The sequence below is a fragment of the uncultured Sphingomonas sp. genome (assembly GCF_913777625.1).
Lineage (GTDB): Bacteria > Pseudomonadota > Alphaproteobacteria > Sphingomonadales > Sphingomonadaceae > Sphingomonas.
Genome location: NZ_CAJYTI010000006.1, coordinates 110529 through 125159, shown reverse-complemented (window position 1 = coordinate 125159; position 14631 = coordinate 110529). Strand labels below are relative to the sequence as shown.

At 66.8% G+C, this 14631-nt stretch carries 12 protein-coding genes and 1 pseudogene; 9 read left to right on the top strand and 4 right to left on the bottom strand.

Annotated features, from left to right (window positions below):
- A pseudogene (locus QZ814_RS03430) lies at nucleotides 1–110 on the top strand (IS5/IS1182 family transposase); the annotation flags it as partial.
- 21 nt (nucleotides 111–131) lie between these two features.
- Here QZ814_RS03430 and QZ814_RS03425 read toward each other — a convergent pair.
- Both QZ814_RS03425 and QZ814_RS03420 read right to left on the bottom strand, forming a co-directional pair.
- Nucleotides 132–371: a hypothetical protein gene (locus QZ814_RS03425; protein WP_294329689.1), complete on the bottom strand. Its 240-nt coding sequence runs from the start codon at nucleotides 369–371 to the stop codon at nucleotides 132–134.
- Nucleotides 372–556: 185 nt separating this feature from the next.
- Nucleotides 557–3289: a TonB-dependent receptor gene (locus QZ814_RS03420; RefSeq protein ID WP_294329688.1), complete on the bottom strand. Its 2733-nt coding sequence runs from the start codon at nucleotides 3287–3289 to the stop codon at nucleotides 557–559.
- 369 nt (nucleotides 3290–3658) lie between these two features.
- Here QZ814_RS03420 and QZ814_RS03415 point away from each other — a divergent pair, with 369 nt between their 5' ends.
- The 4 genes from QZ814_RS03415 (at nucleotide 3659) to QZ814_RS03400 (ending at nucleotide 7808) form a co-directional block, all read left to right on the top strand.
- A complete protein-coding gene (locus tag QZ814_RS03415; RefSeq protein ID WP_294329687.1) occupies nucleotides 3659–4873 on the top strand; it encodes an MFS transporter in 1215 nt (404 codons plus the stop codon).
- A 149-nt stretch (nucleotides 4874–5022) separates the two neighbouring features.
- Complete coding sequence (locus QZ814_RS03410) at nucleotides 5023–5547, top strand: EF-hand domain-containing protein (RefSeq protein WP_294329686.1); 525 nt, start codon at nucleotides 5023–5025, stop codon at nucleotides 5545–5547.
- Between the two features lie 162 nt (nucleotides 5548–5709).
- Nucleotides 5710–6429 carry a response regulator gene (locus QZ814_RS03405; RefSeq protein WP_264608738.1) on the top strand — a complete coding sequence of 240 codons (720 nt, stop codon included), beginning with the start codon at nucleotides 5710–5712 and terminating at the stop codon, nucleotides 6427–6429.
- Entirely contained in the window at nucleotides 6426–7808 is a 1383-nt protein-coding gene (locus QZ814_RS03400) for a HAMP domain-containing sensor histidine kinase (RefSeq protein WP_294329685.1), read from the top strand. Before QZ814_RS03405 ends, QZ814_RS03400 begins: the two co-directional genes overlap by 4 nt.
- 191 nt (nucleotides 7809–7999) lie before the next feature.
- On the opposite strand, the gene ndk is transcribed toward QZ814_RS03400, so the two are convergent.
- Complete coding sequence (gene ndk / locus QZ814_RS03395; RefSeq protein WP_294329684.1) at nucleotides 8000–8422, bottom strand: nucleoside-diphosphate kinase; 423 nt, start codon at nucleotides 8420–8422, stop codon at nucleotides 8000–8002.
- Between the two features lie 74 nt (nucleotides 8423–8496).
- The gene (locus tag QZ814_RS03390) at nucleotides 8497–8937 is read right to left on the bottom strand and encodes a DNA polymerase III subunit chi (protein WP_294329683.1); all 441 of its coding nucleotides are present in this window, start codon (nucleotides 8935–8937) and stop codon (nucleotides 8497–8499) included.
- Nucleotides 8938–9162: 225 nt separating this feature from the next.
- On the opposite strand from QZ814_RS03390, the gene lptD reads away from it, so the two are divergent.
- The 4 genes from lptD to rsmA all read left to right on the top strand — a co-directional run bounded on the left by lptD (nucleotide 9163) and on the right by rsmA (nucleotide 14628).
- Nucleotides 9163–11346 carry an LPS assembly protein LptD gene (lptD, locus tag QZ814_RS03385; RefSeq protein WP_294329696.1) on the top strand — a complete coding sequence of 728 codons (2184 nt, stop codon included), beginning with the start codon at nucleotides 9163–9165 and terminating at the stop codon, nucleotides 11344–11346.
- A 174-nt stretch (nucleotides 11347–11520) separates the two neighbouring features.
- Nucleotides 11521–12795 (top strand): peptidylprolyl isomerase, encoded by a 1275-nt coding sequence (locus QZ814_RS03380; protein ID WP_294329682.1) that lies wholly within the window; start codon nucleotides 11521–11523, stop codon nucleotides 12793–12795.
- 1 nt (nucleotide 12796) lies between these two features.
- Nucleotides 12797–13810 carry a 4-hydroxythreonine-4-phosphate dehydrogenase PdxA gene (gene pdxA / locus QZ814_RS03375; protein WP_294329681.1) on the top strand — a complete coding sequence of 338 codons (1014 nt, stop codon included), beginning with the start codon at nucleotides 12797–12799 and terminating at the stop codon, nucleotides 13808–13810.
- Complete coding sequence (gene rsmA, locus QZ814_RS03370; protein WP_294329680.1) at nucleotides 13807–14628, top strand: 16S rRNA (adenine(1518)-N(6)/adenine(1519)-N(6))-dimethyltransferase RsmA; 822 nt, start codon at nucleotides 13807–13809, stop codon at nucleotides 14626–14628. The genes pdxA and rsmA overlap by 4 nt, the downstream gene beginning before the upstream one ends.
- Nucleotides 14629–14631: the final 3 nt, after the last annotated feature.

The window sequence follows — 14631 nt, the reverse complement described above, 5'->3', positions numbered from 1 at the left end:
TCTTCAACAAACTCAAACGCTTCCGCCGCATTGCCCTGCGCTGCGAGAAGACGATCTCCGCCTTCATGGGATTCGTCCATCTCGCATGCGCCAGGATCTGGCTCCGCTAAATGCAGACAGGCCCTAGCGTCTCAGCGCTTCGCGCGGAACAGCACGCTCACCGCGGCGGGGTCGTTCGGTGCCGCCGTCGACTGCGCCTCGAGCAGCAACTGCGTCATGCTGGTGGACAGTCTGGCGCTGCGGGCGGACGACGCGGCCACCACCGCTTCCAGCAGGTCCGGCGCCTCGGGCGCTGCAGAGACCGCCGCGATCGCGACGGGCCCCGCCGCCGAAAGATCGACGGACGATGCCGCCAATTTGCTCAGTGTCATCACCTATCCCCCCTGGAAGATGGCGTCCGAAGAATTCCTTTTTCTTTTAGACGAATAACTCGTTAACGACAGAATTGCGCAGCTATTTCGCCACGAAGCTTGCGCCTCCGTTGATGGTGGCGCCCCAAAAAAACGGGCTGGAGGATCGCTCCTCCAGCCCAGTGCTTTCCTCCCCAGGAAAGGCGTCAGAAGCGGGTCCGCAGCGTGATGCCGTAGGTCCGCGGTTCGGCAAGATAGGCAGAGAAGATCTGGCGACCACCGGGATATTGGGGATCGGTGAACGGTGCACCGGTCGCACCTTCCTGGAACGGCGAGTTGAACACGACCTGTGTATAATTCTGGTTGAGCAGGTTCTGCGCCCAGAGTTCGATCGCCCAACGTTCTTCCTTGCCGCGGATACCGATGCGGCCGTTGACGATGGCGTAGCCGTCCTGGATCTTCTGCGGGAACAGATCCGACCCGGTATTATAATCGCTCGTCATGCGCGTATCGAAATAGACGAGCCCGCTCAGCCCCGAATTGCCCAGTTGCGGCGTCCATGCCACCGACGCCGTCGTCACGATCTTCGGTGCGTTGGAAAGCTGCTTGCCGGGCAACAGGCGCAGCGCTTGGTCCAGCGGTGCGCCGGCATCGCTGCCGACCAGCTGGTTGCGATACTTCGTGTCGGCATAGGTGAAGCCCAGGCCGACGCGGAAGTCGCGCGCCGGCACCAGCGAAGCCTCCAGCTCGACGCCCTGCGACACCACGCCGTAGCTCACATTGGACGACGAGCAGGCGCCGGTCGTCGCGGCCGCCGCGTTGTAGTTGCCGGCGGTGGTGAACTTGCTCTGGTCGCGGTCGCCGCCACCCAGATCGGCGGTGCAGCCATTGATGTTCTGGACCAGGAAGACGGTGCCGTTGAATGTGTTCAGCTGGAAGTTGCTGAACTGCTGGCGGAAGGCCGAGACGTTCAGGCTGAACTTGCGGGTCGAGTATTTCAGGCCGACTTCGAAGGCGTCGTTGGTCTCCGGCGCGAACTGGAGGTTGCCGACCAATGCCTGCGCACCGCCGACCGAGGCGAAGGTGGCGATCGGGGCCTTGAGCGCCGACTTGTCGAGGTTGAACCCGCCCGCCTTGTAGCCGCGCGAGTAACTGCCGTAGAGCAGCAGATCGTCGGTCGGCTTGTACGAGAGGATCGCGGTGCCGGTGAACTGATCCTCCTTGCGCGTGTCGCGGATCGACGCGCCGTCGAGCTCGGACGTCGAATTGCCCTGGCAGGACAGGCCGATCAGCGCGTCGATGACGCCGGTGAGCGCGGCGACCGACCGCAGCGGCAACAGCGAGGACTGGTTTGCGACACAGGCCGTGTTGTCGTTGCCGAAGGTGGCGTTCAGCCGCTTGCGCTCATTGGTGTAACGCAGGCCGACGGTGAGGTCCAAGCCCTTGGTGACATGGAAGATGTTATGGGTGAACAGCGCCCAGTTGCGGCTGTTCTGCTTGAACAGGTCGCGCGTGGTACCGCGATCGTTGATGCTGTCGAGCCGGTCGAATCCGGCATAGATCAGCGGCGACGCCGCACCGAACAGCGCCGGCCGCGCCGCCAGGCACCCTGCCGCCGCCGGGTTGTACAACGCCGCCAGGCCGCCGCCCGAGACGATACGGCAGGTGGCGAAGCGACCATATTGGCTGCCGAAGCGGAGATTATCGACGAGCGTCAGGTCTTCATTGGCGTAATAGCCGCCGACCAGCCAGTCGAGCTTCTCTCCGAACGCCGTGCCGTTCAGCCGGAGTTCCTGACTGAACGTCTCGAACGCGCGGGAGGAATTGGCGTTGGGCGCGCGGTAGAGGATGTCGATCGCGCTATAGTCGGTATCCGCGCCCTGGCTGGCGAAATAGTTGCGATAGCCGGTGATCGAGGTGAGCTTGACGTCGCCTAGGTTCCAGTCGACCTGGACCGAGCCGCCCCAATCCTCGGTAATGCCGCCATAGCTGCGCCCCTTCGAGACATAGAGGTTGCGGCTATAGGGATCGCTGAACGCCGCCATCGGCTGCCCCAGATCGCGCAGTACCCGGACGATGTTGTTCGACGACGGATCGTTGAGGTTGCCGACATAGGGGTTGATCGTCGAGGTGACATAGACCGCTCCGCAGCATTCCTCGTTGCGATGGGTATAGTCGCCGATCACGCGGATGCGCAGGTCGCTGGACGGCTCGAACAGCAGCTGGCCGCGCAGGAAATACCGGTCGCGATTGTTGACGTCGCGATTATTGGTGACGTCGGTATAGAATCCGTCGCGCTTCATGTAGACGCCGTCGAGCCGACCGGAGACGTGTGCGCTGAGCGGCACGTTGACATAGCCTTGCAGGCGGATGGCATTGTAATTGCCGTAGGTCGCCTCGGCCCCTGCCGAGAAATTGGCCTCCGGCATCTTCGACACGATGTTGATGATGCCGGCCGAGGCGTTGCGACCGAACAGCGTGCCCTGCGGGCCCCGCAGCACCTCGATCCGCTCGAGATCGCCCAGTTCGCTGAGGCCGATGCCCGAGCGCGAGCGATAGACACCGTCGATGAACACCGCCACCGAACTCTCGAGGCCCGGATTGTCGCCGACCGTACCGATCCCTCGAATACGGGCCGAGCCGTTGGCCTCGCTGCCGGTCGACGAGACGAGCAACGACGGCGCCACCTGGTTCAGCGCGCGAATGTCGTTCGCACCGGTCTGCTGCAGCGTCTCCGAACTGACCGCGGAGACTGCCAGCGGCACATCGGCCAGTGCCTGCGCGCGACCCTGGGCGGTTACGATGATCTCGTTGTCCGATTGGGTCGAGTGGCCGGCGGTATCCTGGGAAAGCGATGCCGCATCTTGCGCATGGGCAGGCGCTGCAAGCGCCATGACGAGTGCCGGCACCGCACAGGCCGACATAAGGCGTAGCCGCATAAATATCCTCTCCACCGAGGTTGGAGCGTTGTTTGATGCTCCATACCCGAAGCTCGAATACACGCCTTCATGTCAGCGGCGTCAAGCAAAACTAAAGTTGCAAAATGCGACTTGAATAAAAACGTTGCGCAGAAGGCACAGTGTTGCCGAACCGGATCGGCGCATCGATGTGTGGCGGCCCGCAGCCGCGGTGCAAAACGGACCTGTACAGCACCTCCTAGCCGCTTCTACCCCTGCCCTCGCCTCCGGCAACGCCCGGAGGCTCCGGAGCGGATCTATCGCGGTCGCCGCGCCCGGCCTGTGGCGAACGCGCTTGGCGCCCCGGGCACGCCTGTTCTACAGTCGGGCAACTTGCGGAGGGGAGCCGCCATGCCGTTTCATCATCGTGCCGTCCCGATCGTGCTCGCTGCCGTCCTGATCGATTCGATCGGTTTCGGCGTCATCCTGCCGGTGCTGCCGCGGCTGATCCTGACGCTGTCGCACACCGGCATCGATGATGCGGCGCGCATCGGCGGCTGGATGCTGGCGGCCTTCGCCATCGCCCAGTTTGTCGCCGGCCCGATCCTCGGTTCGCTGGGTGACAGTGTCGGGCGGCGACCGGTGCTGCTCTTGTCGATGGCGGCCTTCGCGATCGATTACCTGCTGATGGCTGCGGCGCCGACGATCGGCTGGCTGTTCGTCGGCCGGGTCGTCGCCGGGATTGCGGGCGCGGTCTATGGCCCCGCCAACGCGGTGCTGGCGGACGTCACGCCACCCGAAAAGCGCGGCGCGACCTTCGGCCTGATGGGAGCGGCGTTCGGCATCGGTTTCATCCTCGGCCCGGCGATCGGCGGCCTGCTCGCCAGCCTGGGACCGCGCGCGCCGTTCATCGCCGCAGCCGCGCTGGCCGGGATCAATGCCGTGTGGATCCTGGCGCTGCTCCCCGAAACCATGGCGCCGGAGCGCCGCCGCCCGTTCCGGCTGCGCGACGCCCATGTCTTTGCGGCCTTCCGCCCGCTGTTTGAGGCGGGCAATGCCAAGCCGCTGCTCCTCGCTGCCTTCCTCTGGCAGCTGGCGCACATGGTTTACCCTGCCACCTGGGCGTTTTTCGGCCAGATCGCGTTGGGCTGGGACGAGCGGATGATCGGCTGGTCGCTGGCGGCGTCGGGCGTCTGCATGGCGCTGGTGCAGAGCTTCGTCACTGGCCGCGCGATCGCCGCGTGGGGCGAGGAACGCACCGTGGTGCTCGGGATGCTGGCGGCCGGGCTCGCCTTCCTGGCCTATTGCTTCGTCCGCGAGACCTGGATGGTGTTCGCCATCATCCCGTTCGCGGCATTCCAGGGCCTTGCCTTTCCTTCGATCAATGCGCTGCTTTCGCGCTTGACCGATCCGTCGCGCCAAGGGGCGCTGCAGGGTGGCATGGCGGCGCTGAGCAGCGTGGCGCTGATCCTCGGGCCGCTACTGCTCAGCCAGGCATTGGCATTCGGGACCGAGCACGGCTTTCGCGGCGGCAATTTCGCGGTCGCCTCCGTCCTGGCCCTGAGTGCACTGCTGCTGATCGAGTGGAAGGTCGTGCCGCGCGTCGCTCCCGCGGCTGCGGAATAGGCGTCGCCCATCGACGCGCCGCCGACGACAAATTGCGACACTTTGCCCCTCCGTGTGACAAAGCGCTGCGACACGGCGATGGGAAACCGGGGCTGTACCGGGGGTCGCCCCCGCTCCCGGTACGCACCTTCCCTTCGCAGGAGTTCAGGATGCTGAAACGTCTCACCCTTGCCGCACTCGGGGCGTCGCTGCTTGCCGGCGCGGCCTATGCCGGGCAGCAAGGCCCGCAGGATGGCCCGCGCGGCCCCCGCCCCGATCCGCTCGCCATGGCCGACAGCAACAAGGACGGCATCGTCACGCGCGAGGAAATGCTCGCCAGCGTGCAGACCCGTTTCAACGAGATGGACGCCAACCATGACGGCAAGGTGACGCCGGAGGAGCGCGCGGCGTTCGACGCCAGGATGCGCGCCCGCATGGGTGGCGGTATGCGCGCCCCCAAGGACTTGACGCTCGCCGACGAGCAGGCCCGCGCCACCCGCATGTTCGACAGGATCGACACCAATCACGACGGCAGGATCGACGCCGCCGAGCGCGACGCCGCCGCCAAGCGGATGATGGCGATGCGCCGCGGCGGTCCGGGCGGCTGGCGCGGCCATGGCGGCAAGGACGCCCCCCCGCCGCCCCCGCCCGGCGACATGCCACCGCCTCCCCCTCCTCCGGCCGACGGCAACTGACGCCAGCCGGAGAAGCCGGGCGGGAGCGTCGTTGCCCTCGTCGCTGCCGTCCCCGTCGGTAGTGGAAGCGCACCCCCTGTCGCTTCTCGTCGCGAAGGCCGCGGATCTCCTCCCTCCCGCCCGGCTCTTTTCTCCGCCCACAAAGGCGCTACGCTGGTGACCATGTCCGAGGTTCCCCATTTGCTGCTGGTCGACGACGAACGCTCGATCCGCGAGCCGCTTGCCCAATATCTGACCAAGCAAGGATTTCGCATCACCCAGGCCGGCGACGCGGAAAGTGCCCGCGCCCGGTTGAACGCCTATGCGATCGATCTTGTCGTGCTCGACATCATGATGCCCGGCGAAGATGGGTTGAGCCTGTGCCGCCATATCCGCGAGACCAGCGAGACGCCGGTGATCCTGCTTACCGCGCGCAGCGAGGAGACCGACCGCATCGTCGGGCTCGAGATGGGCGCGGACGATTATGTGGTGAAGCCGTTCAGCCCGCGCGAGCTCTCCGCCCGCATCAAGGTGGTGCTGCGCCGCTGGTCGGCCGGCGGCGCCAAGCAGCATGCGCCCGAAACCGGATCGTTCGCCTTTGCCGGCTGGGTGCTGCGAACCGGCGAGCGCACGCTGGTGGACCGCGAAGGCGTGTCGGTGCCGCTGTCCACCGGCGAATATAATCTCCTGCACGCGCTGGTCACCCGGCCCCGGCAGGTACTGACGCGCGACCAGCTTCTCGATCTTACCCAGGGCCGCGAAGCCGCCGCCTTCGATCGCGCGATCGACAATCAGGTGAGCCGCCTGCGCAAGAAGATCGAGCCGGACGCGAAGAACCCGACGATCATCAAGACGGTATGGGGTGGCGGCTATACCCTAGCCGCCGAGGTTACCCGGCTTTGAGACGGTTCCTGCCGACGAGCCTCGTCGCCCGGATCGCCCTGCTCGTCGCAGCCGCGCTGTTCGTGGCGCAGGCGATCAATTTCGGGCTGTTGCTGCACGAACGTCAAAAGGCGCGCTTCGCGCTGGTGATCGTGCCGACCACCACCCGCCTCGCCGATGCCGCCGAACGCCTGCTCACCCTTCAACGCGAGATGCCGCTGGCACCCGGGGCGGCCAAGTACCGGTTTCTCTCCGATCCCCGAACCCATGTTCGGCTGCACCCGGACAATCCGTTTGCAGCGCAAGAGTCCTTCCGACGGACCGATGTCGAACGCGATCTGCGGCGCGGTCTTGCGGATGCGGGCCTGCGCGCCGGCGGCATCATGGCCGCGCTCCGCCCGGTCGACGCCAAACGCCTGCTCGATCCGAGGCTCGACCCCATCCGTGCCGAACGGCTTCGCCGCATGGGCGCGGAAATGCTCGTCGCGGTGGAATTGCCCGGCAAGGGCTGGCTGACTCTCTCCACGCCATGGCCGCGAACCGACAATGACCTGATCTGGCAGTTGGTCGCGCAGACGCTGATCCTCTACGTCGTGGTGCTGGTGCCGGTCTTGCTGGTCGGCGGTCGGATCGCGCGACCGCTGCGGACCCTTACCGAGGCCGCCCGCACCTTCCGCCCCGGCAGCGATGCCGCGCCGATCCGCGAGCGCGGCCCGAGCGACGTGCGTGCGCTGATCGCCGCATATAACGCGCTTGGCCGCCGCGTGACGACGATGCTCGACGAAAAGGACCGGATGCTCGGCGCGATCGGGCATGACCTGCGGACCCCGCTCCAGGCGCTGCGGGTGCGCATCGAATCGGTCGAGGACGACGACGACCGGATGCGCATGGCCGACACGATCGACGAGATGAGCCGCACCCTGGACGACATTCTGTCACTGGCCAGGCTGGGCCGGCCGAGCGAGCCCAATACCGATGTCGATCTGGGTGCCCTGGTGGACGCGGTGGTCGAGGATTTCCGCGATCTCGACCATGACGTGAAGTTCGAGGAACCGGCGCGGCTCAAGATGCGGCTGCGCCCGACCTTGATGCGGCGCGCGGTGCGCAATCTGATCGAGAATGCCGTCAAATATGGCGGCGGCGCCGAGGTTCGGCTGATCCCCGCACCGCAGCGCGTGACGATCGAAGTGTGCGATCGCGGCCACGGCATTCCGGCGGACAAGCTGGAGGCGGTGTTCAACCCTTTCACCCGGCTGGAGGAATCGCGCAATCGCGACACCGGCGGGATCGGTCTGGGGCTGGCGCTGGCGCGGGCGATCGTCAACGACGCGGGCGGCACGATCGCACTGGCCAATCGCGACGGCGGCGGGCTGACGGCGACGATCACGCTGCCGCGATGAGCTTTACTTCAGCCCCTCCCCCTTCAGGGGAGGGGTTTGGGGTGGGGCAGTGTCGCACCGAAACCAAGAGAGGTTCCGGCATCCCTCTACCCCCAACCCCTCCTCCAAGGAGGAGGGGCTTAGAGCAAATGCAAAAAGGCCGCACTCCCCATCGGAAGCGCGACCCTTTTCCTACCGTCAATCTCGGCCGTTCAGCCGACGATTTCTTCCGGCTGGAAGAAATAGGCGATCTCGATCGCGGCATTCTCTTCCGAGTCCGAACCATGGACCGAATTGGCTTCGATCGACTCGGCCAGTTCCTTGCGGATCGTGCCCGGCTCGGCGTTCGCGGGGTTGGTGGCGCCCATGATGTCACGGTTGCGCTGCACGGCGTTCTCGCCCTCGAGCACCTGCACCACGACCGGGCCCGAGATCATGAACTCGACGAGGTCGTTGAAGAAGGGACGCTCCTTGTGCACCGCATAGAAGCCCTCGGCCTGCTCGCGGGTGAGCTGGAGGCGCTTGGAAGCGACGACGCGCAGGCCGGCCTCTTCCAGCATCTTGGTGACCGCACCGGTCAGGTTGCGGCGGGTGGCATCGGGCTTGATGATCGAAAAGGTCCGGGTCGCGGCCATGGCCGTGCGGCTCCTGTAGTTGGTGATGAAAGGAAGTCGCGGCTCCCTAGTCCCCCGCCGTCTTCAATGCAAGCTCAGGCGACTTGCGCCCAGCGACCATTCTCGTCCTGGCGCCAATAGCGTCGCTCCACGCCTTCGCGCTCGCCAAGCGCCCGCCACGCCACGCGCGCGGCCCCGATGCTGTCTTCGTCGAACAGGTGGAAGGCGCGCTCGAAGTCCAGCGCCTCGTCACGCCACAGGCCGTCGACCAGTGCGACGTTGCGGGCGCCGTTTGCCGGGCTCACCCCCTCGGCGATCAGCGCAGGCTGATCGGCATCCCACGCTTCCCCGGCTTGGCCGTGCGGCAGGAAGCTTGCGGCGCTGTAGCTCCACAGCAGCTGGTCGATCCGCGCGCGCACCGCGGAATCGCCGGCGACGATCAGCAGCCGCCCGCCGCTGCCCAGCACCTTTTCGGCGATGGAAGGCAGCACGCGATCGAGCGGCGCGACGGTAAGGTGATAGAAATCGACCTGCATGCGGGGTCCCTTAGCCCGGATGTGCGTTTCGGCCAACGCGCCCGCCGTTGCGGATGCGCAATCGCTGCGATAGGGCATGAGCCCGTCTGCCGGGGAGTATCGATAAAGGTGGGAGTTTTCGTGAAGCGCAAGGCCATGTTCTTCCCGGCCGCGCTCGGTCTGTGCCTGGCGGCGCAGGCGCGTGCCCAGCAAGTGCCCGAATCGCGTCCGCTGTCGGGGGACGAGATGCCGGCCCCCAACCTGCAGGATCGCTCCGTCGAGCCGGCGCCGCCCTCGCCGACGGCGCTGCCCACCGATCCCAATCAGGTCCAGTTCAGCGCCGACCAGCTCGACTATGACCAGACCAGCGACGTCGTGACGGCGACCGGGGACGTCCGCATGTACCGCGAGAGCAACCGTCTGCGCGCCGACAAGGTCACCTGGGATCGTCGCACCGGCAAGGTGATGGCGACCGGCAACATCGTCATCGCCAATCCGCAGGGCGACGCCGCCTATGGCGACAGCATCGAGCTGACCGACACGCTGAAGGACGGCGTGGTCGACAACATGCTCGTCGTGCTCGAGGCCGGTGGCCGCATCGCCGCGCAGCGCGGGTCGCGCAACGACGGCGGCGTGATCACCGTCGAGAATGCCGCCTATACGCCGTGCAGCGTCACCGACAGCTCGGGCTGCCCCAAGGAGCCGTCGTGGAAGATCACGGCGGACCGGGTCGTCTACGATCCGGCCAAGCACCGGCTGCGCTACAAGGGCGCCCGCATTTCGGTGTTCGGCTTCGCAACCGTGCCCCTGCCGGCCTTTTCGCACCCGGCGGGCGGCCAGAGCGACTCCGGCTTCCTCACGCCCGACGCGCGCTACAGCCGCACCAACGGCTTCCAGCTCTCCGTCCCCTATTTCTTCAGCTTCGCCCCCAATCGCGACCTGACCGTCACGCCGCGCGTCTTCTCCAACGCGTTGCCGATGCTCCAGGCCGATTATCGCGAGCTCAACAGCCTCGGCTCGTTCCGCCTCCAGGCCTATGGCACCTATAGCCGCCGCGCCGACGACCTCTCCGTCGCACCGACGCCGGCGAGCCTGCAGAACGATTTCCGCGGCTATATCGACCTGGTCGGCCGCTACCAGCTCGATCCCAATTGGAGCGTCAGCGCGTCCTTCCGCATCGCCAGCGACCGCACCTTCCTGCGCCGCTACGACATTTCGCGCGACGACCGGCTGCGCAACAATCTCTCGATCCAGCGCATCGACCCGGACAGCTATTTCGTGATCAATGCCTGGGCGGTGCAGACGCTGCGGGCGGGCGATCGCCAGGGCCTGCAGCCGATCGCCCTCCCCGAGCTCGACTATCGCCGCCGCCTCGACGACGGGCTGCTCGGCGGCAAGTTCGACCTCGAGGTGAACACCCTCGCCCTCACCCGCACCGGCGGGCAGGACACCCAGCGCGCGTTCACCAGCGCCCAGTGGAGCCTACGCCGCCTGACCGACTGGGGCCAGGAAGTGACCTTCACCGCCTATACCCGCGGCGACGTGTACAACACGACCGACACGTCGGCGACGACCGTGGTCAATTATCGCGGCCTCGAAGGCTTCCGCTTCCGCGGCATCGCAGCGGCGGCAGTCGACGTGAAATGGGCGTTTGTCGGCGACTTTCTCGGCGGGACGCAGCGGATCACGCCGCGGGTGCAGGTGGTGGCATCGCCGCACCTCGCCAACATGGACGTGCCCAACGAGGACGCCCGCGCGGTCGACCTGGAGGATTCGAACCTCTTCGCGCTCAATCGCTTCCCCGGCTATGACCGGTTCGAGGATTCGACGCGCTTCACCTACGGTGTCGACTATGCGCTCTATCTGCCGGGCTTCAGCATCGAGTCCAATATCGGCCAGAGCTACCGCCTGACCAACCGCCCGACTCTGCTGCCGGACGGCACCGGCCTTACCGATCGCATGTCCGATATCGTCGGCCGCACGGTGATCCGCTTCCACGATTTCCTGAGTTTCACCCACCGCTACCGGCTCGACAAGGACGGGCTGGCGGTGCGCCGCAACGAAATCGACATGACGCTGGGATCGCGCGCCAGCTATATCCAGGTCGGCTATCTGCGGCTCAACCGCAACGTCGATCCGGCGCTGGAGGATCTGCAGGACCGCGAGGAACTGCGCCTCGGTGCCCGCGTGCAGTTCGCGCGCTTCTGGTCGCTGTCGGGCTCGACCCTGATCGACCTGACCGACAAGCGAGAGGATCCGACCTCGCTCGCCAATGGCTTCCAGCCGATCCGCCACCGGATCGGCCTGTTCTACGAGGATGACTGCCTGCGCATCGGCGCCACTTGGCGCCGCGACTATGCCACTACCGGCGATGCGCAGCGCGGCAACTCGTATCTGCTTACCCTCGCCTTCAAGAACCTCGGTCGCTAGAAGACCCCGCTTGGGGGATTCGGGTACTCAGCCTTGGTTCAGGCACAATTGCGCAGTAAGCGCTGCTTCCCGTTTGAGGATAAGGGTCGTTCTGAAGTGATGATGGGTTTGGGCAGAATTGCGGGAACGAGTGCCAAGTGGCTGGCAGGCGCAGGCATCGCTGCGCTCGCAACGATGGCAGCGGCACGAACCGCGCCGGGCCAGGACAGTCAGAATACCGGGCTGGACATCCCCGCCAACCTGGAGATCTTCGGCAAGGCCGACCCGAACATTCGCAAGCCCACCGCGATCGTCAACGACTATGTGATCACCGGTACCGAGGTGGATCAGCGCGTGGCGCTGGTCACCGGCATGCAGAAGCTGACCCTCAAGCCGGAGGAGCGCGAACAGCTCAAGCTCGCGATGCTGCGCCAGCTGATCGACGAGACGCTCGAGATCCAGGAAGCCAAGGCCAACGAGATCAGGGTCGAGCCGCGCGAGATCGAATCGAGCTTCAACCGCGTCGCCGTCCGCTTCCAGAAGACGCCCGAGCAGATGCGCAGCTGGCTGCGCGAGATCGGCTCGTCGGAAAAGTCGATCAAGCGCCAGGTCGAGGCCGAACTGGCCTGGAGCCGGCTGCTGCGCAAGCGCGTCAACGTCAACGTCGGCGAAGCCGAGGTGAAGGCGATGATCGATCGCCTGACCGCGCAGAAGGGCACCGAAGAGTATCATGTCTACGAAATCTACCAGAACGCGACGCCCGATCGTGCCCAGGAAGTTTCCGGCGGCATGAAGAAGATGATCGATCAGATGCGCGAAGGCACGCCGTTCGATTATCTGGCGCGCACCTATTCGCAGAGCTCAACGCGCGCGAAGGGGGGCGATCTCGGCTGGGTTCAGACCGCGATGCTGCCCGATGCGCTCGCGCAGGCCGTGCAGGAGATGCAGCCGGGCCAGGTGGCCGGGCCGATCCCGCTCTCAGCCGGCTTCTCGATCGTGTATCTGGCGGATAAGCACAAGGTCGGGATCTCTGATCCGCGCGACGCCAAGCTCAGCCTCCGTCAGCTGTCGCTCAGCTTCGCCAAGGGCACTACCGAGGCGCAGGCAAGCAGCCGCGCCGCCGCCTTCGCCAAGGCGACCCAGGCGATCCGCGGCTGCGGTGATGTGAGCAAGGTCGCCGCCGCCGAGGGTGCGGAAGTGGTCGACCGCGACAACATCGTCATCAAGGACCTGCCGCCCGCGCTGCAGAACCTGATCCTTCCGCTTCAGGTCGGCCAGTCGACCCAGCCCTTCGGCTCGATCGAGGACGGCGTGCGCGTGCTGGTGATCTGCGGGCGCGACGATCCGCCCGCCGCCAATGCCCCCTCGGTCGAGCAGGTCCAGGAGCAGCTGGAGGACCAGCGCGTCAACCTGCGCGCCGAGCGCATGCTGCGCGACCTGCGCCGCGACGCGCTGATCGAATATCGCTGAGATGACGGTGGGAGGCGCCACCCTGCCTCCCCTCGCCGTCGCATTGGGCGATTCGGCGGGGATCGGGCCGGAAATCACCGCCAAGGCCTGGGCCGCCCGCGAGGCCGAAGGGCTCGCGCCGTTCTTTGCCGTGGGGGATCCCGCCGCCGTTCGCGCGGTGTGGGACGGCCCAATCGTCCCGATCGGCGATCCGCGCGAGACGTTTGCCGTGTTCGGCGAGGCATTGCCGATCCTGCCAGTGGGCGATGCGGGCGAGGTCCTGCCGGGCACACCGACGCTCAACTCCGCGCATGTGGCATTGCAGGCACTCGAAGTCGCGACGGGCCTCGCCAGCGTCGGCGCGGCAGGTGCGCTGGTGACCGGGCCGGTCTCCAAGGCGCAGCTCTACGCGATCGGCTACACGCATCCCGGCCAGACCGAGTTCGTCGCGGAGCGCTGCGGCATCACCGCCGAGAATGCGGTGATGATGCTCGCCGGGCCGACGCTCCGGGTGGTGCCGATGACGGTGCATGTGCCGCTGGCGGAGGTGCCGTCGCTGATCAGCCCCGAACTGGTCGTGGCCAAGGGCCGCGTGACCGCGCGCGGTCTGCAGCGCAATTTCGGTATCGCCCATCCGCGCTTGGCCTTTGCCGGGCTCAACCCGCATGCCGGCGAAGGCGGCGCGATCGGGCGCGAGGAGATCGACGTGCTGATCCCCGCGATCGAGCGCCTGCGCGCCGAGGGCATCGACGCCAGCGGCCCCTTCGCCGCCGACACGCTGTTCCACGCCCGCGCGCGCGCGGCCTATGACGTGGCGCTCTGCCTCTATCACGACCAGGCGCTGATCCCGATCAAGACGCTCCATTTCGACGACGGCGTGAACATGACGCTGGGGCTGCCGATCGTGCGTACGTCGCCCGACCACGGCACCGCCTTCGGCATCGCAGGCAAGGGGGTCGCGCATCCGGGCGCGATGATCGCCGCGATCCGCATGGCGGCCGAAGCCGCGCAGCGCCGGGCGGAAGCGGCCGCGTGACCGCCCTTCCCCCGCTTCGGGACGTCATTGCGAAATACGGGCTGAGCGCCAGCAAGGCGCTGGGCCAGAATTTCCTGTTCGACGGCCAGCTGCTCGGCCGCATCGCGAAGGTGCCCGGCGACCTGGCCGGCGCCGAGGTGTTCGAGGTCGGCCCGGGGCCCGGCGGCCTCACCCGCGCGCTGCTCCAGGCGGGCGCCAAGGTCACCGCCGTCGAGCGCGACCGGCGCTGCATCCCGGCGCTCGAGGAACTGGGCGGCTATTTCCCCGAGCAGCTCCGCGTGATCGAAGGCGATGCGCTGGAGGTCGATGCGCCGACGCTGTTCGCCGGCAAGCCGCATGTCGTCGCAAACCTGCCGTACAATGTCGGCACCGCGCTGCTGATCGGCTGGCTGTCGGCCGAATGGCAGCCCTGGTGGGCCAGCCTGACGCTGATGTTCCAGAAGGAAGTCGCCGAGCGGATCGTGGCGCAGGCGGGCACCGAGCATTATGGCCGGCTTGCAGTTCTCGCCCAGTGGCGGAGCACACCGCGCATCGCGATGAACGTGCATCGCTCGGCCTTCACGCCGCCGCCCAAGGTGATGTCGGCCGTCGCTCATATCGCGCCGAGCGACCCGCCCGAGGGCGTGCAGTTGCGGCTGCTGGAGGCAGTCACCGCTGCGGCCTTCGGCCAGCGCCGCAAGATGCTCCGCCAGAGCCTCAAGCCGGTGCAAGGCGCGCTGGCGGCGCTGGAGACGCTCGGCATCGACGCCAGCCGCCGTGCCGAGACGGTGAGCGTCGCCGAATTCGTTGCCATCGCCCGAGAACTCGGCCGCGGCTGAGCC

Excerpts from the sequence above, each read along its gene's own strand:
- QZ814_RS03425 (WP_294329689.1), bottom strand. The coding sequence starts at position 371 with ATGACACTGAGCAAATTGGCGGCATCGTCCGTCGATCTTTCGGCGGCG.
- QZ814_RS03420 (WP_294329688.1), bottom strand. The coding sequence starts at position 3,289 with ATGCGGCTACGCCTTATGTCGGCCTGTGCGGTGCCGGCACTCGTCATG.
- QZ814_RS03415 (WP_294329687.1), top strand. The coding sequence starts at position 3,659 with ATGCCGTTTCATCATCGTGCCGTCCCGATCGTGCTCGCTGCCGTCCTG.
- QZ814_RS03410 (WP_294329686.1), top strand. The coding sequence starts at position 5,023 with ATGCTGAAACGTCTCACCCTTGCCGCACTCGGGGCGTCGCTGCTTGCC.
- QZ814_RS03405 (WP_264608738.1), top strand. The coding sequence starts at position 5,710 with ATGTCCGAGGTTCCCCATTTGCTGCTGGTCGACGACGAACGCTCGATC.
- ndk (WP_294329684.1), bottom strand. The coding sequence starts at position 8,422 with ATGGCCGCGACCCGGACCTTTTCGATCATCAAGCCCGATGCCACCCGC.
- QZ814_RS03390 (WP_294329683.1), bottom strand. The coding sequence starts at position 8,937 with ATGCAGGTCGATTTCTATCACCTTACCGTCGCGCCGCTCGATCGCGTG.
- lptD (WP_294329696.1), top strand. The coding sequence starts at position 9,163 with ATGCCGGCCCCCAACCTGCAGGATCGCTCCGTCGAGCCGGCGCCGCCC.
- QZ814_RS03380 (WP_294329682.1), top strand. The coding sequence starts at position 11,521 with ATGGCAGCGGCACGAACCGCGCCGGGCCAGGACAGTCAGAATACCGGG.
- pdxA (WP_294329681.1), top strand. The coding sequence starts at position 12,797 with ATGACGGTGGGAGGCGCCACCCTGCCTCCCCTCGCCGTCGCATTGGGC.